Genomic DNA, 21,591 nt, shown 5'->3' on the forward strand with positions numbered 1-21,591 from the left:
TCAATCTTTTACATCGCTATGATTTTAGTTTTTAGCTAAAACTTAAAATTAAGAAGATGTCCCTTTATCAAAATTATCTATCTTTGATTTTAATGGGTTTTCTCTATCCTGAGTTTCTGTTTGCATGGTTACTGATGGCCGTTCCGGTCATCATTCATTTATTTAATTTTAGGAAGTTTAAAAAGGTTTATTTTACCAATGTTCAGTTTTTAAAGGATATTGAGATACAAACTTTATCTACACAAAAATTAAAAGAACGGTTAATTTTAGCAGCCAGAATGTTGGCTATTTTCTTTTTGGTGTTAGCCTTTGCACAACCTTTTATAAAATCTAACGAGCAAGAAACTTCCTTCCAAAAATCAATTATCAGTATTTATTTAGATAATTCTTATTCTATGGAAGCGGTGAATAAAAACGGTAGCTTGTTAGATGAAGGAAAAAGAAAAATTAAGGAATTGGTAGAAGCTTACCAATTGAATGATCGCTTTCAATTGCTAACCAATGATTTTGATGGCAAGCAACAGCGTTTGCTAAATAAAGACGAATTGCTAGAGGAGTTAAACAACATAAAAGTTTCTCCAATTACCAGAAACTACCAAATGGTAGTTAACCGGCAGCAAGAAATTTTAATGAATGAAAAGCAAGTGAAAAGAGTAGCTTATTTGATTTCTGATTTTCAAAAGCAAGTTGATTGGAAAGCACAAATAAATATAGATTCTACCATAAAGTTGAATGCTATTCCGCTTTTAGCGAATGAATTACCCAATATTTCTATAGATTCTGTATATTTTTTATCGCCCATTCATCAGCCAGAAGGCAAAGAGAAATTGGTTTTTACGGTTAGCAATCATTCTAATGAGAAAGTAGAAAATATACCTTACAAGCTCACTATTAATGGTGTTCAAAAATCATTGGGTAGTTTAAGTATAAAACCAAATGCCAGCAGTTTAGATACGTTAGAATTTTCTGGTTTACAAGCAGGTTGGCAAAGTGCCGAAATTAGCCTTAAAGATTTTCCTATTACTTTTGATGATCAACTGAAATTTACATTTGAGGTAAAGCAAAAGCTTCCGGTTTTAGCAGTTTATCAAAACAGCCCGGTAAAAAATATAGCTTATGCATACCAAACAGATGTTTTTTTTGATTTCCAGCAAGTAAACGAATCGCAAATCAATTACTCGGCCTTAGCCAAGCAACAGCTTATTGTTTTAGGGAACTTAAAAATGGTTTCTTCGGGTTTAGCCCAACAGCTTAAACAATATGTGGTGAATGGAGGAAATTTGAGCGTCTTTATCCCTTTAGATGCTGATTTGCAAAGTTACCAGCAGTTTTTACAAGGTTTAGGAACTGATTATCCTGTAGAGCTAAAAAAGCAGCAACTCAAAGCAGATCAGTTAAACAATAATCATTCTTTTTTTAAGGATATTTTTGATCAGCTGCCAAAGAATCCGGATTTACCAGCAGCATCCTCTTTTTTTACAGCAAGTAGTTTGGTGAGAACTACCAAGCAGGTTTTAATTGCCGGGCAGGGGAATGAAAATTTATTGAGTGTTTATCAATTACAAAAAGGTAAAATATTTCTCAACTTTTTGCCTTTAGAAACAGAAGCTTCAAACTTCTCCAGACATGCCTTGTTTTTACCTATTTTATTTAAAATGGCTTTCTTGGGTGCTCATTCGCCAAGCTTATTTCAGGTAATTGGGCAAAATACAGAGGTGGCCGTTAATACTTTAGAATTGGCAGAAACCGAAACTTTAAAGCTCAAAAATAAGGAGGTAGAAATTATTCCAGAATTAAGGAAAAAAGTGACTGGAACCAGCCTTTATTTTGCGGATCAAATTAAAAAACCTGGGTTTTATGAACTCTTTCATCAAAATAATTTATTGGCAGTATTGGCATTTAATGAAAACAGAAAAGAATCGCTCATGCAATTTTATAAGCCAAATGAATTGGAGAACATGCTGGGTATTTCTTCACAAAATATTCTAAAAAGTACCGAAGCACCTATCCAGCAGCAAATAAAAGAAGTGAATTTAGGCTTATCCTTATGGAAACTTTGCCTAATTTTATCGATTATATTTTTGATCGTAGAAATATTGCTGATTAGGTTTTTAAAAGGTAAAAACATTAAACCCTTAAATATTAATTCATAGCACAACAAAAACATGCTGCAAACTATCCTCATCAAATCTTGTACGATTGTAGATCCAAATTCCGCATTTAATCAGAAAGAGTTAGATGTTTTAATTACCGATGGAAAAATAGCTGAAATTGCTCAAAATATAATAGCTGATGCCCTTCAAATAGATGGAAAAGGGAAGTTTTTAGCGCCAGGATTTTTTGATATGAACACCAGTATTGGTGAGCCCGGTTTAGAAACTAAAGAAGATTTTGAAACCGGAAGTAAAGCTGCCGCTGCCGGTGGTTTTACCGGTTTAGCCGTAATGCCCCATAACGCACCCACCACAGATTCTAAATCTCAGGTGGCTTATATTATCAATAGAGCTAAAGGAAATTTAGTAGATATATTTCCTTACGGCACCATTTCTCAAAAAAGAGAAGGAAAAGATCTTTCAGAAATGTTTGATATGAAGCAAACTGGCGCCATCGCTTTTTCTGACGGAGATAAACCCGTACAAGATGCAGGTTTAATGGAACGAGCCTTATTATATGCCAAAGGTTTTGATGCGCTTATTCTTTCTTATCCCGAGGATCAGTCTATCGCCGGAAAGGCAAAAATGAATGAAGGCGTAATGAGTACGCTTTTAGGGATGAAAGGTATCCCTAATTTAGCCGAAGAATTAATGGTGATTAGAGACCTTTATTTAGCAGAATATACAGGGTCTAAAGTTCATTTTTCTACCATCTCTACCGCTCATGCAGTAGAATTAATTGCTGCCGCTAAAGCTAAAGGCACTCAGGTAACTTGTGATGTTGCCGCTCATCATTTGGTTTTAACCGAAGATGTTTTAGCAGATTTTGATAGCCATTACAAAGTAAAACCACCGTTAAGAACTCAAAATGATGTGAATGCATTGGTTAAAGGTTTAAAAGATGGCGTTATAGATGCCGTGGTTTCACAACACACCCCACAAGAAATAGAATTTAAAGAAGTAGAATTTGAAATTGCTTCTTATGGTATTATTGGTTTGCAAACCGTATTGCCTTTACTTTTTAAAGCAGGCTTAAATGTTGATCAAATTGTAAATAAATTAGCTATTGCTCCCCGTCAGATTTTAGGCTTAACTATACCCCAAATTAAGGAAGGAAACCAAGCGAATGTAGTTTTGTTTAATGATGCCGAGTGGTTGTACAGTACAGATAGCAATTATTCTAAATCTGCTAATTCTCCTTTTTTAAATGAGAAGTTAAACGGAAAAGTTTGGCTTACTTGTAATAATAATCAAATTTATCACTCTAACTAAACGAGATCTCTCAAAAACAAGATTATGGATACAAAAGTAAATAATGCCTTAGAAAGTTTGTTTAATACTTTTTCTGCCTTAGAAAATGTTCCCGGGCAGCAAGAGCTTCAGCAGCTTCAAAATATTTTTGCTGGCGATGAAGATTTTATGACCAAGCTTATGCTGATGGATAAAGTTTTTGATGATGCGCCACAGTTAGATGCTTTAAGAGAAACCACCTTTGATTTAATGATGATTAATTTCTTTGCAGAAGATGCGAAAAAATTAGATGAAGACTATTTAGATTCTCCAGAATGGGAGAAAATAGAAGACGAAACCATTGAACGAGGAACAGAACTTTTAAACTTATTACTTTACCTAAAGGAATGTGAGGATGAAGAAATTGAACCTTCTTTAGATGATTATTTGAAAGAGTTTTTATTGGTTGAAGAAGATGAGTTTCAAGATGAACACCGCATTTATGAGGATGTAATTGCCCATCAGGTTTTAATGGAAAGCAACTTGGAAGAAATTGCCAGAGTCTCTCAAAACCTATCAGACGATTCAGAAATTAAAGATATTTTTTATCCTTTAATGGCTTTCTTTTACGATACAGACCCATCAGCAGAGTCACTTAAAAAGTTTAAAAATTTAAGTGTAGACCCTGCTTTTGATGCCGCTATTCTAGAGTTAATTTTAAGTTTCAAAAAATAAATCAGTTAAACCTAAACCTCAAAACAAATGGAGAATTTAAACAAACAAGCAATTAACAACGGCGTAATTTTAGGGCTACTAAGTCTAGCAGTGCAAATCATCATTTATTATGCGTTTCCTTCCATAATAGGTTCTATAACTTTTTCAATAGTATTAACACTATTTTCACTAGCACTTTATATTTTCTTCACCCTTGATTTAAGAAAGAAAATAGGGGGATTATGGACTTTTAAAGACGCTTTAAAAGGTATTTTTGTAATGTCTTTAGTAGGTAATTTAATATCTACAGTTTCTAATTTTATATTTTTTAAGTTCATAGAAACTGGTGCTTATGATAAATTAGCGCCCATTGTTGAAGAACAAGCTATAGCAAATTTAGAAAAATTTGGAGTGACTGATCAAGATGCTATTGATAAAGGTGTGGAACAAGCTTTAGCTCAAATTAAATCTGTTTATCAGCCAGATTTAAAGTCTTTTTTAATCACTTTAGGAACAGTTATACTTGTAGGATTTATTTTATCCTTAATATTTGCTGCAATATTTAAAAAGAATCCTCCAATGTTTGCTCCAATAGAAGAAACAGATTAGCCAAAAATTAAATTTATATTTGACAAATCAATTTGTCATAAAAAAACGCTTAATGGTAAACATGAGGCGTTTTTTTGTAAATAAGCTTTTAAAAAATAATGAATATCTCTGTTGTTGTACCAGCCTATAATGAAGTAGAATCTTTACCAGAATTAACCAACTGGATTAGAGAGGTGATGCAAAAAAATGCTTTTTCTTACCAAATTATTTTAATTGATGATGGGAGTAATGATGGCAGTTGGGAAAAAATTGAAGAGCTAAATCAAACTCATCCGGAAGTTAAAGGGATTAAATTCAGAAGAAATTATGGTAAATCAGCCGCTTTAAATGTGGGTTTTGCAGCTGCAGAAGGAGAAGTGATTATCACTATGGATGCTGATTTGCAAGATTCGCCTGATGAAATACCGGTATTGTATAAAAGAATTAAAGAAGAGAAGTTAGACCTGATTTCTGGCTGGAAAAAGAAAAGGTACGATCCATTAACCAAAACAATTCCCACTAAATTTTTTAATGCAGCAACCAGAAGCATGTCGGGCATTAATAATTTACATGATTTTAATTGCGGTTTAAAAGCTTACCGTAAAGAAGTGGTTAAAAACATTGAGGTTTATGGTGAAATGCACCGTTACATTCCTGTAATTGCCAAATGGGCGGGGTTCAATAAAATTGAAGAACAAGTAGTAGAACACCGAGCCAGAAAATACGGAACTACAAAATTTGGCTTCAGCCGATTTATTAATGGCTTCTTAGATCTGCTGTCTATATTTTTTGTCGGTAAATTTGGGAAACGACCAATGCACTTTTTTGGTTCTATGGGCGTATTAAGCTTTTTATTAGGAACAATAATGGCTTTATGGATTATTGGCGAAAAGCTTTATGATATTGCCAATCATATCAAAATCCAAAGAGAAGTAACAGATCAGCCTTTGTTTTACATCGCATTAGTTGCAGTAATTTTAGGCTCTCAGCTTTTTTTAACAGGTTTTGTAGCCGAATTGGTTTCCCGAAATTCAGCACACAGAAATTATTATCAGATAGAGAAGGAAGTTTAATCGGGTTTCAGTTAGCAGTTATTAGTTGCCTATTATCAGTTGCCAGTAAATAAGCATCATCAAATTATCTAATTTTCAAATCAAATATCTCAAATCAGTCATTATCCTTATCTTCAATAAAAGTATTTGACATGTTAACAAAAGCTCAACTAATCCAGTCTATAAAAGATCTTCCAGATCAATTTTCCTTAGAAGATGTGATGGATAGAATCATGCTCATTCAAAAAATAGAAATTGGCATCGAACAATCTGATGCTCAACAAACTTTAACAACTAAAGAAGCCAAAGAAAAGCTTGGAAAATGGTTAAAGTAAATTGGACAATTCAAGCTGTTAATGATATTGAAAATATTGCAGAGTTTATTGCAAAAGATTCTAAGAATTATGCGATAATTCAGACTAAAAGATTTTTCGATTCGGTAGTTGTTTTAGAAAGTAATCCTAGTTTTGGTAGGGTTGTACCAGAAATTAATAGTCAAATTATAAGAGAAATTATACTTGGAAATTATCGTATTATTTATCGAATATTAAATAAAGAGTTAGTTGATATCATTACCGTACACCATAGTAAAAGGCAACTCAAAACTCAAATTTTTAAAAAGTAATTAGTTGAAAGTAATTAGTTAGCAGTTTATAAGCATCATCAAATCATCTAATTTTCAAATTAGTACATGTTTTTCTCCATTATTATTCCGCTTTATAATCGTCCGCAAGAAATTGAGGAGCTTTTAAATACGCTTACCGAGCAAAGTTATACAGCTTTTGAGGTTTTGGTGATAGAAGATGGTTCTACCCTTGATGCTAAAGATATTGTAGCTTCTTTTCAATCTAAATTAGATATTCACTATTATTTTAAGCCTAATGAAGGACAAGGTTTTGCTCGTAATTACGGTTTTGAAAGAGCGAAAGGAGATTATTTTATCATTTTTGATTCGGACTGCCTAATTCCTGAAGATTATTTAGAAAACGTTAAAAATCATTTGTATAACGAGCCTTTAGATGCTTTTGGTGGTCCAGATGCGGCACATCCATCATTTACACCCATTCAAAGAGCCATAAGTTATGCCATGACTTCTGTTTTTACCACCGGAGGAATTAGAGGAAAAGCTAAAAATGCTGGCGGACAATTTCATCCCCGTAGTTTTAATATGGGTTTGTCTAAAAAAGTTTGGGAAAAAGTAGGGGGATTTATACTCACTCGTTTAGGAGAAGATATTGAGTATTCTATTCGTATTCATCAAGCAGGTTTTAAAATAGGGTTGATTCCTAATGCCTTTGTGTATCATAAAAGGAGAACAAGTTTTAAACAATTTTGGAAACAACTTCATTTTTTTGGTCGGGCCCGAATAAACATCACCACTTTTTTTCCTAAAACCTTAAAGCTGGTTCATTTCTTTCCTGCTGTTTTTACGTTATTTCTGATCATTACCTTATTGGCTAACTTGTTTTTTGAGGTTTTAGCACCAACTTTTAATTTTTTCTTATCCATTTATATATTGTTAATATTTTTCGACTCTTGGTCAAAAAATAAGTCGGCAAAAGTTGCATTTTTAAGCATCTTTGCATCATTCATTCAATTAACCGCTTATGGCTTTGGCTTTATGCAGGATTTTTGGAAAAAACTCATTTTAAAAAATAAATTATAAGATGCTTTTGGCTTTTTAGCTAAATACATTAAGCTCAAAAAATATGGACAAATCCTTTTCTGTGATAGATGTTTTAGAAACTTCATGGGATATTACTCGCAAAAATTTTTTGGTAATCATTGGTTATTCTGTGGTTGCTTTTGTAGTGTTGGCAGTAGTGCAATTATCCTCCACATATATCATGAGCATACCAAATGCTTTTTTAAATATTGTAGGTTTATTCGCCATTTTAATTGCCAATAGTATTGCTACTTTAGGCTTTTATAAATTAGCCTTTAGGTTGATAGATCATGACGAAGAAGATTTCTCTGCCCTAGCAATTATTCCATCTTGGAGAAATATTTCTAGTTTCATGAGTCTTACCTTATTATTAGGCTTAATTGTAACCACTTTAACCTTAATTTATACCAAACTTATAGAAGTAGATTTTTTTAATGAAATTGTAAACATCATTAAATCTAATACCACTTATTTAGAAATATTAGCCGTAGTAGCTTTTCTACTATTGATGTTGCTCACCATGCGCTTTATGTTTTTTCCCTGTTTTATTGTCGATGATGATTCATCAGCTTTTGAATCTTTAAGACAAAGCAGAACCTTAACTCAAGATAACCTATTAAAAATTATTGCTGTTTTAGGAATTGTTATCGGTTTTATAGCATTGGGTTTTTTAGCATTAGGAGTGGGTATCATTGTTACCTATCCTTTCACTAATATCATATTGGTGGTCACTTATCGTAAGCTGGTAAATAATTACACCAACGAACATCAAGAAGAAGGCATTGCTCAGGAATCTAATGGGGATTAAAGCATTTTTAAGTAAGTATTTAGCAAATTTCACCGTCAGTAAGATGGAGAATTGGAAAGTTAATGCACCAGCAGCACAAGAAAAGGTTTTAAAAAAGCTAATTAAAGCCGCTCAAAATACAGCTTTTGGTAAAGATCATCAATTTCAAAAAATCAATTCTTATCAAGAGTATAAAAACCTCGTTCCTGTTCATGATTATGAAGATTTACGTTCTTACGTAGATAGGGTAGTAAGCGGAGAAGAAAATGTGCTTTGGCCGGGTAAGCCACTTTATTTTGCTAAAACATCAGGCACAACATCCGGTGTAAAGTATATTCCAATATCTAAACAATCTATGCCCGAGCATATTAAAGCCGCTAAAAACGCTTTATTATGCTATATCCATGAAACCGGAAAAACCGATTTTTTAGATGGGAAATTAATTTTTTTGCAAGGCAGTCCTAAAATGGATAAAAAGGCTGGAATCTCTTTTGGTAGGTTATCTGGTATTGTGGCCAATCATGTTCCAGCTTATTTGCAAAAAAACAGGTTGCCAAGTTATGAGGTTAATTGTATAGAAGATTGGGAGCAAAAAGTAGATGCCATTGTAGAGGAGACTATCCATCAGGATATGCGTTTAATTTCGGGCATTCCACCTTGGTGTCAAATGTATTTTGATAGGTTAATTGCAAAATCAGGAAAGAAATATATCAAAGACATTTTCCCAAACTTTAAACTCTTTGTGTACGGAGGCGTAAATTACGAACCTTACAGAGCTCGTTTACAAGAAAGTTTGGGCTTTAAAATAGATAGTATTGAAACATATCCTGCTTCTGAGGGTTTTATAGCTTTTCAGGATAGCCAAAAAGATAAATCATTATTGCTTTTAGCCGATGCTGGTATATTTTATGAATTTATCCCAACTGATGAGTTTTTTAATGAAAAGCAAACCAGATTAAGCTTAGGAGAAATTGAATTAAATAAAAATTATGCCATTATTTTAAGTACCAACGCTGGTTTGTGGGCTTATTCTTTAGGAGATACCGTGAAGTTTGTTTCCAAGAATCCATATAAACTTTTGGTGACTGGGAGAATAAAGCACTATATTTCGGCTTTTGGAGAGCATGTAATTGGCGAAGAAGTAGAGCAAGCTTTATTAGCGGTGGCACAACAAGAAGGGGTAGAAATAACTGAGTTTACAGTTGCGCCACAAGTTAACCCTGCTGTTAAAGGAGAATTACCCTATCACGAGTGGTTTATAGAATTTAGGCAAACTCCTTTAGATATGAGCGCTTTTAGCTTAAAAGTTGACGAAGCTTTGCAACAAAAAAATATTTATTACAAAGATTTAATTAGTGGTAAAGTATTACAGCCATTAATTATTAGGCTTTTAAAGCCAAATTCTTTTATCAATTTAATGAGAGCCGAAGGTAAGTTAGGTGGTCAAAATAAGGTTCCAAGGTTAGCAAATGATCGCTCATTGGCTGATAAATTAGAACAATACATTATTTAATAGAAAAGGTAATTTTGCATCAAAATATAAAAAATATAGCAATTTTAGGCTCAACAGGCAGCATTGGCACCCAAGCCTTAGCGGTTGTGAAAGCTAATCCTACACTTTTTAAAATACAAGTTTTAACAGCTCAGTCTAACGTCAGTTTACTCATTGAGCAAGCCTTAGAATTTGAACCAGATGTAGTGGTGATAGGAGATGAGGATAAATTTACAGAACTTAAAGAAGCTTTAAAACATAAAAATATAGAAGTAAAAGCAGGCATCAATGCTTTATGTGAAGTAGTAGTTTTGCCCAGTTTAGCTTTAGTGCTTACCGCTTTGGTAGGTTTTGCAGGATTAAAACCAACCATTGCTGCCATAAAGGCAGGCAAAGACATCGCGTTAGCAAATAAAGAAACTTTAGTGGTTGCCGGCGACTTAGTGACCAGTTTAGCTAAAGAATATAAGGTGAAAATTTTACCGGTAGATTCAGAGCACTCTGCTATTTTTCAATGTTTGGTTGGCGAAAAAAGTGCTATCGAAAAAATATATTTAACAGCATCTGGTGGCCCTTTTAGAGGAAAGAATATTGAATTTTTATCTACCGTAACCAGGCAGCAAGCTTTAAAACATCCTAACTGGGTAATGGGTGCTAAAATCACCATAGATTCGGCTTCATTAATGAATAAAGGGCTAGAAGTGATAGAAGCGAAGTGGCTTTTTGATTTAGAGGTAGATCAGATAGATGTGATTGTTCATCCACAATCTATTATTCATTCCATCGTTCAGTTCACAGATGGATCTATGAAAGCGCAAATGGGTTTACCTGATATGAAATTGCCCATACAATATGCTTTAGCCTATCCAGAAAGAATACAAAGCGATTTTAAAAGATTCAATTTCTTAGATTATCCTTCATTTACTTTTGAAAAAGCAGATACGCAAACCTTTAGAAATTTGGCTTTAGCTTTCGAAGCATTAAATAAAGGTGGTAACATGCCATGTATTGTAAATGCTGCCAATGAAGTGGTGGTGGCAGAGTTTTTGAATGAGCAGATTGGATTTTTGCAAATGAGTGAGGTGATTGAAACCTGTATGGCAAAATTAGATTTTGTGCAGCAACCCGGTTTAGAAGATTATTACGAATCGGATAAACAAACCCGAATTTTCGCAAAAGAATTAGTAACAAGTATTTAAATAAAAAATCAAAAGATAAATTAAAGAATAAATGGAGGTATTAGTGATGATTGCTCAACTATTGTTGGGTTTGTCTATTTTAATTGTTTTACACGAGTTAGGTCATTATTTAACGGCAAGAGCATTTGGAATTAAAGTAGAAAAGTTCTTTTTGTTTTTTGATGCCTGGGGAGTAAAACTTTTTAGCATAAAATATAAAGATTGCGAGTATGGTATTGGTTGGTTGCCGTTAGGTGGCTATGTGAAAATTGCAGGGATGATAGATGAATCTATGGATACCGAGGCAATGGCAGCACCTCCACAACCTTGGGAATTTAGATCAAAACCAGCATGGCAAAGGTTAATAGTGATGTTAGGCGGTGTAACGGTTAACATTATTTTAGGGATTTTTATTTTTTGGATGCTTACTTTTAAATACGGCGAGACTTATATTCCTAATAATTCTTTGCAATACGGTATTTCTCCGGGTGTAGTTGGGCAGCAAATTGGCTTAAGGGCAGGCGATAAAGTAATAGCCATTAATGGAGAAAAATTAGAACGATTTGAAGATTTAAGAAGCTCTGATGTGTTGCTCGGTAACTCGGTTTTAACCATATCAAGAGACGGACAATCTAAAGATATTCCGGTTCCAGCTACTATCTTAAATACCATTTCTGATTTTGGAATAGAAGAATTTGTATCGCCAAGGCTAAAATCGAAAGTGGAATTGGTAAATGAGGGCGGCATAGCAGATAAAGCGGGTTTACAAGCAGGAGATGAGATTTTGGCCGTAAATGGAAAAGAAGCCATTTATAGTGATCAATTAAAAAATATTTTAACAGAACAAAAAAACAAGCAGGTAAGCCTTCAAATATCCCGACAAGGAATACCAATAGATATTCCTGTTAAAGTTTCTGAAATGGGAACTATTGGTTTTGCTTTTAGTACCGACGAAATAAAGCAAGAAACCAAGGAATTTGGCTTTATACAGGCATTGCCAGCTGGTGCTTCTAAAGCTTGGGGTTCATTAACAGATAATGCTAAAGGTTTAGGAAAAGTAGTAAAAGGTGAAGTAAAAGCTAATAAAGCTTTTTCTGGTCCGGTAGAAATTGCCCGTAAATTATACGGTGGCACCTGGGATTGGATTAAATTTTGGAGCATTACAGGCTTGCTTTCTATGGCTTTAGCTTTAATGAATTTGTTGCCTATTCCTGCTTTAGACGGTGGTCATTCTGTGTTTCTTTTAATAGAAATGATTAAAGGAAAACCATTGAGTGATAAGTTTATGGAAAGAGCCCAAATTGTAGGTTTTGTGATATTAGCAACCCTTATGGTCTTTGTTTTAGGTAACGATATTTTTAAAGCATTCACTAAATAAGTATAAAAGGTAAAGGGCGTAAGGTTTAAGGTCTTGCCTTATTCCTTATACCTCAAACCCTCAACCTTAACCCATGAATTACTTCGAGTTTTACGATATTCCTCTTTCCTTTCATCCTGATAAAACTGCGGTGAAGAAAAAGTTTTATGCCTTAAGTAAAGCTTATCATCCAGATTTTTTTGTGAATGAATCTGAAGAAAAGCAGCAAGAAATTCTTCAACTTTCTACACTTAACAATAAAGCTTTCCAAACCTTATCCAATCCAGATCAGCTTTTGGCTTATGTTTTAGCAGCTAAAGGGGAGTTAGAAGAAGGAGAGAAATACGAACTTCCTCAAGATTTTTTGATGGAAATGATGGAAGTAAATGAAGCTTTTATGGAATTAGAGTTTGATGCCGATGAGCAACAACTAGCACAAGTAAAACAAACTGTAGAAGAGTTAGAAGATAGTTTAAATGCTGAAAAGATATTTGGTATAGGAAAAAATATATGTTGCGAATACGAGAATCTATTAATAAGTTTGCAACCCGTTAAAGAGCTAATGTTCTTTAAAAAAATGCCCAGCTGGCGGAACTGGTAGACGCGTCGGTCTCAAACACCGATAGGAAACTGTGCCGGTTCGATTCCGGCGCTGGGTACAAATTTTATACAAAACCGCCTTATAGATATTGTAAGGCGGTTTTCTGTTTTCTAAATGTTTCCTAAATACTTTTGAAATAAAATTTTTAATTAAATGTTTCCTAATGAAAAGAGATAAAATCCAAAAAATCACATATCATGTTAGATCATACAGCTATCAAAAAAAAGATAGATTAGCAGGGCTTTATTTGGGCGTTACGATAGAAAGAAAGACTATTAAAATTCCGCTGGAGATTTATTTTAAAGAGGTTTTGTTTGATGCTACCAAGGAGCAATATAAATATGATTTTAAGACAATACCGTTTATCCGGGCAAACGGTAACACATGCACAATTTAAAAGAGATTTTTTAAACTATGCCTCTAGGGATAATTTTATAGCCTGGGCAGATGCTTTTTTAGAAGATCAAAAAATTTCGGGTTTAATGTCTGAGCAAACCTACAAGAACAAAAAGAATCGATTAAAACACTTTAGCGAATTTGCCAATAAACAAGTTTTATTTGCGGAATTAACGCCGCAATTAATTAGCCAATTTGATTTGTATTTACGTAAAAAATCAGGTTTAAAAAAGCATAATTCTATTCAGTCAATTCACGTAGGAATTAAAACTTTTATTAAAGTTGCAATTGCTGAAGGTGTTAATGTAGATAATCCTTACGATAAGTTTAAAATCAAACCATATCAACCGGGTAATAGAATTTCTTTAGATAAATTAGAATTATCACGACTTAAAATACTCTACAGTAAAAAAGAATTACCCGAACTTGAACAAGAAACTTTACGTAAATTTTTATTTTCCTGTTATACTGGAATCAGAATTTCTGACAGCGCTAGGTTGAGATATGAAAATATTGATGATGGATTTTTAAAAATGGAAACATTTAAAACTAGAAGGTTTGGTAAAAATGTAAATATAGCGCTTCCTGACTTTGCGAAACAATTATTAGGGGATGGTAATTGGGGATTGATATTTAAAACTATTGCAGATCAAACGGTAAATAAGGCTTTAAAAGAAATAGCAATTAAAGCAGAAATAAATAAACGATTAACCTTTCACGTTTCCCGAGATACATTTGCTACTTTCTTTATTGAGCTTGGCGGTGATGTTGCCAGCCTCAAAGAATTATTAGCAATAACCAAAACAGAAACAGCTATGATCTATGTTAAGATGAGCGAAAAGAGAAAAGAAACTTTAATGAAGAATTTTAATAAAATCTAACAAAATCGTAAGCGTTTTTATATGTAAAAAAAAACTGAAAATATTTTGTGGCATTGTGGCTTTGTGGCAATCGATGTTTAAAGTAATTTAAACGCTGTTTTACTTGCCACAATGCCACAAAACAAATGATTTTGCCACAAAATGAGAAAGCTCTTAATTTTGGTTAAGAGCTTTTAATTTTTTAATAGAATTTAATATTTCAATAGTCATTTTCAGATTGAAATTAAATATTTCATAATCTGTATGTTGAGGGCTTAAATTTTCAAATTGATTACTTTGCTTTTTCAAAGTTAACTCTAAAAATTCAATTTGATTATCTAAATCCTTTATGTTTGATTCGGTATTTAATTCACTCATGAATCAAATATATAAACATTTTAATTAACCAAAAAGCTATTAATTAATAAGAATCCATCTTTTTCTTTGCGTCCCTTACTGATGCTGTTGATTGATACCAAGAACTACCGAATCCTTTTGCAGAAACTTTATAACCCCTGCCTTTTTCCGGTACAAATACATATGTTTTACCGGAATAAGATTTAACGACTGTTTTTTTTGCTGTTGCCATGATTTACTATTTATTAGGTTTAATGATTAATTATTTATTTTAAAACATATCCAATTGATTACTTTTTCCTTTACCAAAAGTGTAAACAATTTTAGATCCCTGGGATCTAACCACGCCGCCACGTTTTTTAATTTTGGCTACATGGTTTTTTAATGCTTTTGGGTTTTTATGATTTTTACTGTAGGTTTTTGATGCCATCACTTAAAGTTTTAAAAAGGTTTTATTTAATCCAACTGCATACTCCCAACGGTTGGCATTTACATTATAATAGTAGTAGGCTAAAACGTTTACTTTATTAAAATCTAAGGAAAGGCCCGGGCCGGTAAAAAATCTGTTAGAAGTAATATTATAAACCGCCCGGGCTTGTAAGCTGATCCCAAATTTTGGTTCTTGGTATGGTACCACAAAATTTTTAACGTTTTGGATGCGAGCATTAGAATCTACTAAGGCAAAATTTACATAAGCTTGTTTTCTACCTATTTTAAGCCCTAAAACCTTGTACCGCTCCCAATATTGTGTTTGATTAAGTTCTGTATTGTATTGGTACGCAAAATGCCCTGTAGTATCAATAGAATCTTTTGCAGGGGTGTAACTTACGCTTAACCATTTATTACGATAAGTATAAACTAGGTTTTTAAAACTATCTCTTTGCGCAATAGCTTTTAAATAGTCGGCTTTTGAAACAAAAGAAACTGAAGTGTAGTTTACAATTTGCTTTGGCTTAATATTGTTTGTTTTTGCAATAGAATCAACAATTAAGGATTTTAAAACCTCTTTTACAGGCAAAATATTGCTTAAAGCGTTAATAGTAACGGTTTCAATCCCTTGTTTAGAAATTTTGCGGTTAATAATAGCTGCTTCTATTTGAATTTCCTTTTTATTTTGGAGTTTCTCCGATTTGTAAAAGGCATTTTCTTTTTTAGCCTGGGCCGCTTCGTGGCAAGATTTCACGTTTAACATTATTAAAACCGGAATACTTAACCAGGCGATAAATTTTAAAATTTTCATTGTTTTTTTAAATTTTGCGCCTGTGTACTATCTGTTACCACCGGCGTAGGATTAATAATTGCATCTATTATTTTATTTTTAATAAGTAAGGTATTGACAAAATCTTTATTCTCTTTCTCACAATCTGTATAAAGCTTTTTCCACGTTTCGGCCTCTTTATTACTTTGCTTTGTGCTAAACCAAAATATACCAATAGCCATATTTAAAACTAATATCATTACCCACGTTTTTTAATTTTGGCTACATGGTTTTTTAATGCTTTTGGGTTTTTATGATTTTTACTGTAGGTTTTTGATTGCTTCATAGCTTTAAAAAGAAAAAGTTATTTGTTTAATTTCCCGTTTGTAAGTTCCTCTATCGTAATCTCCACTTTCTTTTATATCAATGAAAGAAACTTTGATATTTTCATTTTGTTGATCTTTTTTTATTAGCGAAAGAATTTCATTAAAGGTGTATGTGATTTTAGTTGATGTTTTAGGCATAACTATTTCAAATTATTCAATTCAACTTGTTCCCGGTGCGATTCGTCAATATCATTTCTAAAACGCTCCTGTTTGATATCGCTAGCATTTTCGCCCAAAGCTTTCCAAATTTCACGGTCTCGGGTTTCATACTTTTCGTATTGTTTTTCTTGCTTTTCGATAACGCTATTAAGTTTGGTTGCTAAATCGGAATTATCTCTTTTAACACCGTAATAAGAAGCTCCAAAAAGAAAAACACAACCAATGATGTAGATTACTTCTTTTGCTTTAAACTCTAAATTTTCCCAATTGATACCAGGCATATTATTAATTTATAGGTTGATCTATTTTATCTTCAGTAGCAAACTCGGCTATTAATACCACCGTTGCCGAAATTGCGCCCATGTAGCTAAATATTTGGGTAACCGTATCAGAAAAGCCATATAGTAAAAAACTTGCTGAAATAGCCCCAAATAACACACCCAAGCGCTGTAATTTTTTCCAAAAAATTGGTTTTTTGGCTTTAATTCGGCGTTTAAGGTTCGGGAGGTTTAAGGTGTCTTTCATTTTAAATTTCAGTAATCAAAATATCATCAAAGTAAATTCCTGAAGTAGCATTTCCAGCCCCGTTTAATCCAATTAAATCAAATTTTATCAAAAGACTATTAGCCCAGGATAAAGACTTTAGTGATTTTTCTGTTAAGAAATATAGTTCACGAAATGTATTATCAACAATATTAATTGCATTATCATTTAAAATTAATGACTGTTTTTTTACAACGCCATTTAACACAAACGCATAATATACTTTGATTTCAAAGTACCCGGATATATTTACCGCTTTGTAAAAAAGTTTAGCTCCGATATTTTTTTGCTTTCCTATAGGTACATTTAAAATGAACTCAGCTAATGAACCTTGCCCACCCACTTTGTTAGCGTATAAGCTTTTAACTCCTGAATTAAAATTATCTGTAGAAATTGAAAGTTTAATGTTTTCGCCTATATACTTATCTACAATTGCAGCGGTGTCTTTTGATATTGAGTAATCGTCTATTATTGTGTTTTCCTCAAAAGAACTATCTGCAAGTAGATTGTTTTGTACACAGCTAATTAATGGATTATCACCAATAACAAAAGAAGAAATATTTTCAATAATTACATTTCCTAATCCTGATGCGTATATTTTATCCGCCGTCAAATAGTTGTTTATAAACGAATCTTTAAAAATAAAATGACTGTTTTCGCCAACTAAACAAAATCTACCGTTATTAATTACTCCAGTATTAGTTAAAGTACAACTAACAATAGATAAAAAACCTCCGTTACCGCTAACAGTAGACATTTCTAAATCATACGTATGGCTTTCGATATGACAATTAGTTACGTGTACACGTGAACCGTTTACATTTATCTGTTTTTCATTATAATCAAAAGAGCATTTATTAAAATAAAAATCTGAAAATTGATTTCTTATATCAATAGCAAGTAATGAATTAAAAAAAACACTATTAGAAAAATTTATCCTTTCGCCCCCATCAAATACATCAACAGGCGAAAAAATACAAGTGTTACATTCAAATATATCTATATTATTAAAATTAAGTAAGTACGATCTATCTCCTAAAAAAACACCTTTATCAAAACCCGAAATTCCTACATTAGATACTTCAATGTGCGAAGCACCTCCATCGCCAGGCCCAACAGAGTTTAATTTAAGACCTATTCCTGCTTTAGCACCAGTTCTTTTTATTAAAAAACCTGATATCTTTTTATTTGATTGACTATATGGGATTGAAGTACCAAATAAATTTATCGCATAATCTTGAATATTACCCGAGAAATCTAGCGTTGCGTTCTCTCCTTTAAATAAAAGGTTAGAGATATTTATATCAATAGAAGAATTAATAATATATGTTCCAAAGGGAAATAATAGAGTTGGATTTATAAAATTATTACAAGTGGTTATTGAAAGTAAAATCGCAGAAGTATCATTACTAACTCCATCCCCTTTAGCACCAAACCATTTAACGTTAATTGGCCCAGTGAAATTTCTTTTAAAATATTCATTACCTAATTTTCTATAAATAACACCATCACATTTACCGTCCGTCATAGCGGTACCATCAGCAAATAAAGTAACTTTTGAAAACGTTACCAATTCATCAGTTTTGGTATCTAATAAATCGTAAATAGTGTCGTCTATTCTTTTCATATCTTCTTTTTGTATTGGTTTATTGCTTTTTAAAGCAAAAAAGCTAATAAGCGTATTTCCTATAAAATCTAATCTGTTCATTACTTTGAGTTTTCACTCAAAATAACGGTTTATATATCAAAAGTATCATCTGTAAATGTTGGATCAGGAACAACGGCTTCGGCTACGTCATTTTTTTTGTAGAAAGCATAATCAAATTTGATGTAAACAATACCGTCAACATCAGCATCAGAAACCGGAATGCCGCCTAAATTTTTATAAACCTGAGTATAAAGCAAAATATTGCCGTTTTCGTCACGGGCTTCAACGGTTCGTTCGCTTATTTTTTTAATTTCGGTAGCCATATTAGTAGTTAAAAAATTGTATTTGTAGCTTGTGTTCTAAAGCGTCAACCGCTTTAATTCTAAAAGCGATCACATCACTAAACGAGTTAATATTTACTTTCTCAAAAGCTCTAATTGGCATTCCTTCGGTAAGTGTTGGGTCTTCGCCTGTTTGCCAATATCTGGCTAATACTGCACCGGCAACGGCGGCGGCGTTTGGCTCTAAAACAATTTGAACGGTTTTAATATCTCCGGCAACGTTTCTAAAATCTTCGGGGCCAAATTCTTTTAAAGTAGAAAGCGGAAGAACCACCGCACCTAGTGTAATGGTTTGTTTTAAAAAGCAAATAGGGTTTGATAGTGCCATTATGCAAATAAATTATGTAAAGCCTTAGTGAATGTATCTTGTTCTGAAAATGCCAAATTGTTATTGTTTAAATTTCTTTCCATAGCTTGCAACTGTCTATCGTACTTTTGCAAATCGTATTGAGCAATTATTTTATTAATTTTAGCGGCATACTCTCTTCTATCTGGCCCAACGTTGTAACCTGCTCTTTGCAAACTATCTAGTTGAGCTATTGGCGTTTTTTTTAACGATACGCCCTCTATTTTAAATTTTCCTTGTTTTAGAATAGCAACCGCAGATTTAAAACCCTCTGCTAATGACGGGTAAACTCTCCAGTAAGGAGCTTTTCCAGTTCCTTTTCTTACACCGTCTCCGCTCCAAGTTGAAAAAGCCATGTGACCAAAAGGATTATTAAAATGAAATGCTTTATAATCGTTACCGTTAGCGCTTTCTTGCAATGTTTTACCAATTAAAACACTAGGTAAAATTCCCGAATTTAAGCAAGCGTTTATAGCATGACTAGCTATTTTAGCTATGTATTGCGCTGGTGTATTTTTGCCGGGAGTTTGTGGCCCGTTATATTGAAATCTTTTTCCCATAGCTTTTAAAAAGAAAATAACCAATTAGGCTAATTCCGATAATTAAAATAATTAGACTACTTTTTTTTTTACTTCGGCGGTTGCCTGGTGAATTTTATCACTTAAAAAAAGTGTAGCCTCACGTAAGCGGCGTTGTACTAATGACTGGTTTACCTGTAGTATATTATTAACCCTCCATTTATTATACAACTTCATTCGCTCGGTGGTTGCTAAACTATCACCGGTGGCATTCCATGTTTTTAAAACATTAGCAACCGCCCCAGTACCGGCGTTGTAAGCAAATGAAACTAAAGCATCAAATTGGTTTTGGCTTAATGGCTTTGAGGCTTTATTTACTGCATTTTCATACTGTATTAAATCTTTTTCAAATAAAACATCGGCTTGCGCCCTGGTAATAGTTGAAGTTTTTAAATGGCTTTCATTAGGGCGTATTTGGTGCCCGTAACCGATAGAATATTGCTGAACACCGTTTATAAAACCATCTTTGTACGGTTTAGTCATAAACCCTTCTTCTACTTTTATTTTTGCTTTTAATGATGCTGAAGCTTTCATTTTTTACAGTTTAGAAAGTAAAAACTTATTTAAAAGCGTAATTAAAATAGATACAATTAAAGCTGTGATAGCAATATCCGTAAGGGTTTCCCGGGTTAAGCCTATTTCTACATTAACTTGCGGTAATTCGCCTTCTTGAATTAATTTTTGAAAAATATTTTGCGACATGTTATTAAGGGTTAAATCCTATATCAATAATTTTTTTCTTAAGCTTAGAAATTGAGCCTGTAACATCCAGAATGTTAGATTTATAAATCAAACTATCTTGAATTTTCAAATTTCTTGCCTTTTGCCATTGGTTAACAACTCTAATTAACTGACTACCAGATAATTTAATTAAGAATCCAGAATTAACTTGAACGGTCTTACTTGCTGATCCAAAAATGCTTTGGTTAGCTGTTTTAAGGTCGGCTATTATAGAATCTATCCATTTTGCAAATTGCTCTACTTGAGCTTGCGTAAGATTGTTAAGATTAACCTTAGCTGCTTTTTTAATATTTTCGGCAACTGTTGAGGACGGCGGAGTTTTAACAACTTCTGGCTCAGTAAGCGCTATGGCTTCTTGTATGCTTTTTGAGTCTTTTTTATTTTTTTGCTCTTTTATAAAATAGTAAACCAGTAATCCAATACCGGCTACCAAAGCAAAAATTCCTATTTTACTTTTCATAAGACTTTATTTTTTACGATTGTTAGGCATCTTTAATATAAATTCTGTTAAAGGCGAAAAAGGCAGCGATTTTGATAAATTAACCGCTTTAGATTGAGCTTCTTTTTTATCCTTTTGCTTTTTAAAGAAATAGTATGCTAGTAAACCAATACCGGCTACCAAAGCAAAAATTCCTATTTTCTTTTTCATAAGTCTTAACTAAGAAGGTTTCTTTACTAAAGAATATTTTTTGAAAGCGTAGTATGCAATGCCGGCAACTGCTAAGGCAATAAGCAAATATTTAGTGTTGTTATTCATGATTTTTAATTAATTAGGTTTAGGTTAATCTTAATGATCTTAATTTATTTAATGCTTTTGTTTTTACCCCGGTGCTGAAATCGTAATACTTTTCATCATTAATCCATTGGGTTAAAGTGCCTTCTCCTTCTGCTCCGTACTTATCGTTAAAAGCGTTGTAAACTGCTATTACCATGTCATCGGTTTGCAGGTTTACAAGTTGATTCCATGCTTTGTCTTTTGTGCCGGTAAGGGTGAATAAATCACTCATTACTTCGTGTAAAGTATCTGCTAATATGTTTGGGTTAAAGCCTTTGGGAATGCCGGCGCTGCCATAAATATATTTTGCATCAGCAATGTTTGTTTTACCGTCTGCTTTACCTTTAAAATAGATGTAAACAAATAGGCAAAGCACAACAAGTGCAATCCAAAAAGTAATTTTGTTTTGTTGGTAGGTTTTCAAAAATGCAGTTTCGGCGCTCAT

At 32.9% G+C, this 21,591-nt stretch carries 33 protein-coding genes and 1 tRNA gene; 16 read left to right on the top strand and 18 right to left on the bottom strand.

Annotated elements, in window-relative coordinates; genetic code table 11:
- The first annotated feature begins 56 nt into the window (after positions 1 to 56).
- The 16 genes from FA046_RS12140 to FA046_RS12215 all read left to right on the top strand — a co-directional run bounded on the left by FA046_RS12140 (position 57) and on the right by FA046_RS12215 (position 14,095).
- Entirely contained in the window at positions 57 to 2,153 is a 2,097-nt protein-coding gene (locus FA046_RS12140) for a BatA domain-containing protein (protein ID WP_136826792.1), read from the top strand.
- Positions 2,154 to 2,165: 12 nt separating this feature from the next.
- A complete protein-coding gene (locus FA046_RS12145) occupies positions 2,166 to 3,425 on the top strand; it encodes a dihydroorotase (protein ID WP_205943646.1) in 1,260 nt (419 codons plus the stop codon).
- A 24-nt stretch (positions 3,426 to 3,449) separates the two neighbouring features.
- On the top strand, positions 3,450 to 4,118 hold the full coding sequence (locus tag FA046_RS12150; RefSeq protein WP_136826793.1) for a hypothetical protein: 669 nt from the start codon (positions 3,450 to 3,452) through the stop codon (positions 4,116 to 4,118).
- A 27-nt stretch (positions 4,119 to 4,145) separates the two neighbouring features.
- Positions 4,146 to 4,706, top strand: coding sequence for a DUF4199 domain-containing protein (locus FA046_RS12155; protein WP_136826794.1), 561 nt, complete (start codon positions 4,146 to 4,148; stop codon positions 4,704 to 4,706).
- A 98-nt stretch (positions 4,707 to 4,804) separates the two neighbouring features.
- The gene (locus FA046_RS12160; protein ID WP_136826795.1) at positions 4,805 to 5,758 is read left to right on the top strand and encodes a glycosyltransferase family 2 protein; all 954 of its coding nucleotides are present in this window, start codon (positions 4,805 to 4,807) and stop codon (positions 5,756 to 5,758) included.
- 131 nt (positions 5,759 to 5,889) lie between these two features.
- On the top strand, positions 5,890 to 6,072 hold the full coding sequence (locus tag FA046_RS12165; RefSeq protein ID WP_136826796.1) for a hypothetical protein: 183 nt from the start codon (positions 5,890 to 5,892) through the stop codon (positions 6,070 to 6,072).
- Entirely contained in the window at positions 6,060 to 6,362 is a 303-nt protein-coding gene (locus tag FA046_RS12170) for a type II toxin-antitoxin system RelE/ParE family toxin (RefSeq protein ID WP_136826797.1), read from the top strand. The genes FA046_RS12165 and FA046_RS12170 overlap by 13 nt, the downstream gene beginning before the upstream one ends.
- A 66-nt stretch (positions 6,363 to 6,428) precedes the next feature.
- Positions 6,429 to 7,403 (top strand): glycosyltransferase, encoded by a 975-nt coding sequence (locus tag FA046_RS12175; protein ID WP_136826798.1) that lies wholly within the window; start codon positions 6,429 to 6,431, stop codon positions 7,401 to 7,403.
- Positions 7,404 to 7,446: 43 nt separating this feature from the next.
- On the top strand, positions 7,447 to 8,211 hold the full coding sequence (locus FA046_RS12180) for a hypothetical protein (RefSeq protein WP_136826799.1): 765 nt from the start codon (positions 7,447 to 7,449) through the stop codon (positions 8,209 to 8,211).
- A complete protein-coding gene (locus FA046_RS12185) occupies positions 8,201 to 9,703 on the top strand; it encodes a GH3 auxin-responsive promoter family protein (protein ID WP_136827042.1) in 1,503 nt (500 codons plus the stop codon). Before FA046_RS12180 ends, FA046_RS12185 begins: the two co-directional genes overlap by 11 nt.
- Positions 9,704 to 9,717: 14 nt before the next feature.
- Positions 9,718 to 10,881 carry a 1-deoxy-D-xylulose-5-phosphate reductoisomerase gene (locus tag FA046_RS12190; protein WP_225870923.1) on the top strand — a complete coding sequence of 388 codons (1,164 nt, stop codon included), beginning with the start codon at positions 9,718 to 9,720 and terminating at the stop codon, positions 10,879 to 10,881.
- A gap of 31 nt (positions 10,882 to 10,912) precedes the next feature.
- Entirely contained in the window at positions 10,913 to 12,238 is a 1,326-nt protein-coding gene (rseP, locus tag FA046_RS12195) for an RIP metalloprotease RseP (protein WP_136826800.1), read from the top strand.
- Between the two features lie 73 nt (positions 12,239 to 12,311).
- A complete protein-coding gene (locus FA046_RS12200; protein ID WP_225870924.1) occupies positions 12,312 to 12,818 on the top strand; it encodes an iron-sulfur cluster co-chaperone HscB C-terminal domain-containing protein in 507 nt (168 codons plus the stop codon).
- Positions 12,797 to 12,876, top strand: a tRNA-Leu gene (locus FA046_RS12205). The genes FA046_RS12200 and FA046_RS12205 overlap by 22 nt, the downstream gene beginning before the upstream one ends.
- 105 nt (positions 12,877 to 12,981) lie before the next feature.
- Positions 12,982 to 13,215: a hypothetical protein gene (locus tag FA046_RS12210; protein ID WP_136826801.1), complete on the top strand. Its 234-nt coding sequence runs from the start codon at positions 12,982 to 12,984 to the stop codon at positions 13,213 to 13,215.
- Complete coding sequence (locus tag FA046_RS12215; protein WP_169303358.1) at positions 13,160 to 14,095, top strand: tyrosine-type recombinase/integrase; 936 nt, start codon at positions 13,160 to 13,162, stop codon at positions 14,093 to 14,095. Before FA046_RS12210 ends, FA046_RS12215 begins: the two co-directional genes overlap by 56 nt.
- A gap of 153 nt (positions 14,096 to 14,248) precedes the next feature.
- Here the strand turns inward: FA046_RS12215 and FA046_RS12220 are convergent, their stop codons facing one another.
- The 18 genes from FA046_RS12220 to FA046_RS12285 all read right to left on the bottom strand — a co-directional run bounded on the left by FA046_RS12220 (position 14,249) and on the right by FA046_RS12285 (position 21,591).
- The gene (locus tag FA046_RS12220; RefSeq protein WP_136826803.1) at positions 14,249 to 14,452 is read right to left on the bottom strand and encodes a hypothetical protein; all 204 of its coding nucleotides are present in this window, start codon (positions 14,450 to 14,452) and stop codon (positions 14,249 to 14,251) included.
- Between the two features lie 43 nt (positions 14,453 to 14,495).
- Entirely contained in the window at positions 14,496 to 14,663 is a 168-nt protein-coding gene (locus FA046_RS17270; protein ID WP_169303359.1) for a hypothetical protein, read from the bottom strand.
- 39 nt (positions 14,664 to 14,702) lie between these two features.
- Positions 14,703 to 14,861, bottom strand: coding sequence for a hypothetical protein (locus FA046_RS17275; protein WP_169303360.1), 159 nt, complete (start codon positions 14,859 to 14,861; stop codon positions 14,703 to 14,705).
- Between the two features lie 3 nt (positions 14,862 to 14,864).
- The gene (locus tag FA046_RS12225; RefSeq protein ID WP_136826804.1) at positions 14,865 to 15,671 is read right to left on the bottom strand and encodes a hypothetical protein; all 807 of its coding nucleotides are present in this window, start codon (positions 15,669 to 15,671) and stop codon (positions 14,865 to 14,867) included.
- On the bottom strand, positions 15,668 to 15,889 hold the full coding sequence (locus tag FA046_RS12230; RefSeq protein WP_136826805.1) for a hypothetical protein: 222 nt from the start codon (positions 15,887 to 15,889) through the stop codon (positions 15,668 to 15,670). Before FA046_RS12230 ends, FA046_RS12225 begins: the two co-directional genes overlap by 4 nt.
- A gap of 90 nt (positions 15,890 to 15,979) precedes the next feature.
- A complete protein-coding gene (locus FA046_RS17280) occupies positions 15,980 to 16,153 on the bottom strand; it encodes a hypothetical protein (RefSeq protein ID WP_169303361.1) in 174 nt (57 codons plus the stop codon).
- Positions 16,154 to 16,155: 2 nt separating this feature from the next.
- Positions 16,156 to 16,455 (bottom strand): hypothetical protein, encoded by a 300-nt coding sequence (locus tag FA046_RS12235; RefSeq protein ID WP_136826806.1) that lies wholly within the window; start codon positions 16,453 to 16,455, stop codon positions 16,156 to 16,158.
- A 4-nt stretch (positions 16,456 to 16,459) separates the two neighbouring features.
- Positions 16,460 to 16,699 carry a hypothetical protein gene (locus FA046_RS12240; protein WP_136826807.1) on the bottom strand — a complete coding sequence of 80 codons (240 nt, stop codon included), beginning with the start codon at positions 16,697 to 16,699 and terminating at the stop codon, positions 16,460 to 16,462.
- Position 16,700: 1 nt separating this feature from the next.
- Positions 16,701 to 18,425, bottom strand: a complete 1,725-nt coding sequence (locus tag FA046_RS12245; RefSeq protein WP_205943647.1) for a glycosyl hydrolase family 28-related protein — start codon at positions 18,423 to 18,425, stop codon at positions 16,701 to 16,703.
- A 29-nt stretch (positions 18,426 to 18,454) separates the two neighbouring features.
- Positions 18,455 to 18,688 carry a hypothetical protein gene (locus FA046_RS12250; RefSeq protein ID WP_136826808.1) on the bottom strand — a complete coding sequence of 78 codons (234 nt, stop codon included), beginning with the start codon at positions 18,686 to 18,688 and terminating at the stop codon, positions 18,455 to 18,457.
- 1 nt (position 18,689) lies between these two features.
- The gene (locus FA046_RS12255) at positions 18,690 to 19,034 is read right to left on the bottom strand and encodes a hypothetical protein (protein WP_136826809.1); all 345 of its coding nucleotides are present in this window, start codon (positions 19,032 to 19,034) and stop codon (positions 18,690 to 18,692) included.
- Positions 19,034 to 19,612, bottom strand: a complete 579-nt coding sequence (locus FA046_RS12260; RefSeq protein ID WP_136826810.1) for a glucosaminidase domain-containing protein — start codon at positions 19,610 to 19,612, stop codon at positions 19,034 to 19,036. Before FA046_RS12260 ends, FA046_RS12255 begins: the two co-directional genes overlap by 1 nt.
- Before the next feature lie 51 nt (positions 19,613 to 19,663).
- The gene (locus FA046_RS12265) at positions 19,664 to 20,164 is read right to left on the bottom strand and encodes a lysozyme (RefSeq protein WP_205943648.1); all 501 of its coding nucleotides are present in this window, start codon (positions 20,162 to 20,164) and stop codon (positions 19,664 to 19,666) included.
- Positions 20,165 to 20,167: 3 nt separating this feature from the next.
- Positions 20,168 to 20,332: a hypothetical protein gene (locus FA046_RS17285; RefSeq protein WP_169303362.1), complete on the bottom strand. Its 165-nt coding sequence runs from the start codon at positions 20,330 to 20,332 to the stop codon at positions 20,168 to 20,170.
- A gap of 4 nt (positions 20,333 to 20,336) precedes the next feature.
- A complete protein-coding gene (locus tag FA046_RS12270) occupies positions 20,337 to 20,831 on the bottom strand; it encodes a hypothetical protein (RefSeq protein ID WP_136826811.1) in 495 nt (164 codons plus the stop codon).
- A gap of 6 nt (positions 20,832 to 20,837) precedes the next feature.
- Complete coding sequence (locus tag FA046_RS12275) at positions 20,838 to 21,020, bottom strand: hypothetical protein (RefSeq protein ID WP_136826812.1); 183 nt, start codon at positions 21,018 to 21,020, stop codon at positions 20,838 to 20,840.
- 9 nt (positions 21,021 to 21,029) lie between these two features.
- Positions 21,030 to 21,128: a DUF2648 domain-containing protein gene (locus tag FA046_RS12280; RefSeq protein ID WP_136826813.1), complete on the bottom strand. Its 99-nt coding sequence runs from the start codon at positions 21,126 to 21,128 to the stop codon at positions 21,030 to 21,032.
- Between the two features lie 19 nt (positions 21,129 to 21,147).
- Positions 21,148 to 21,591: a hypothetical protein gene (locus FA046_RS12285; protein WP_136826814.1), complete on the bottom strand. Its 444-nt coding sequence runs from the start codon at positions 21,589 to 21,591 to the stop codon at positions 21,148 to 21,150.

This window comes from Pedobacter cryophilus (genome assembly GCF_005116455.1).
GTDB lineage: Bacteria > Bacteroidota > Bacteroidia > Sphingobacteriales > Sphingobacteriaceae > Pseudopedobacter > Pseudopedobacter cryophilum.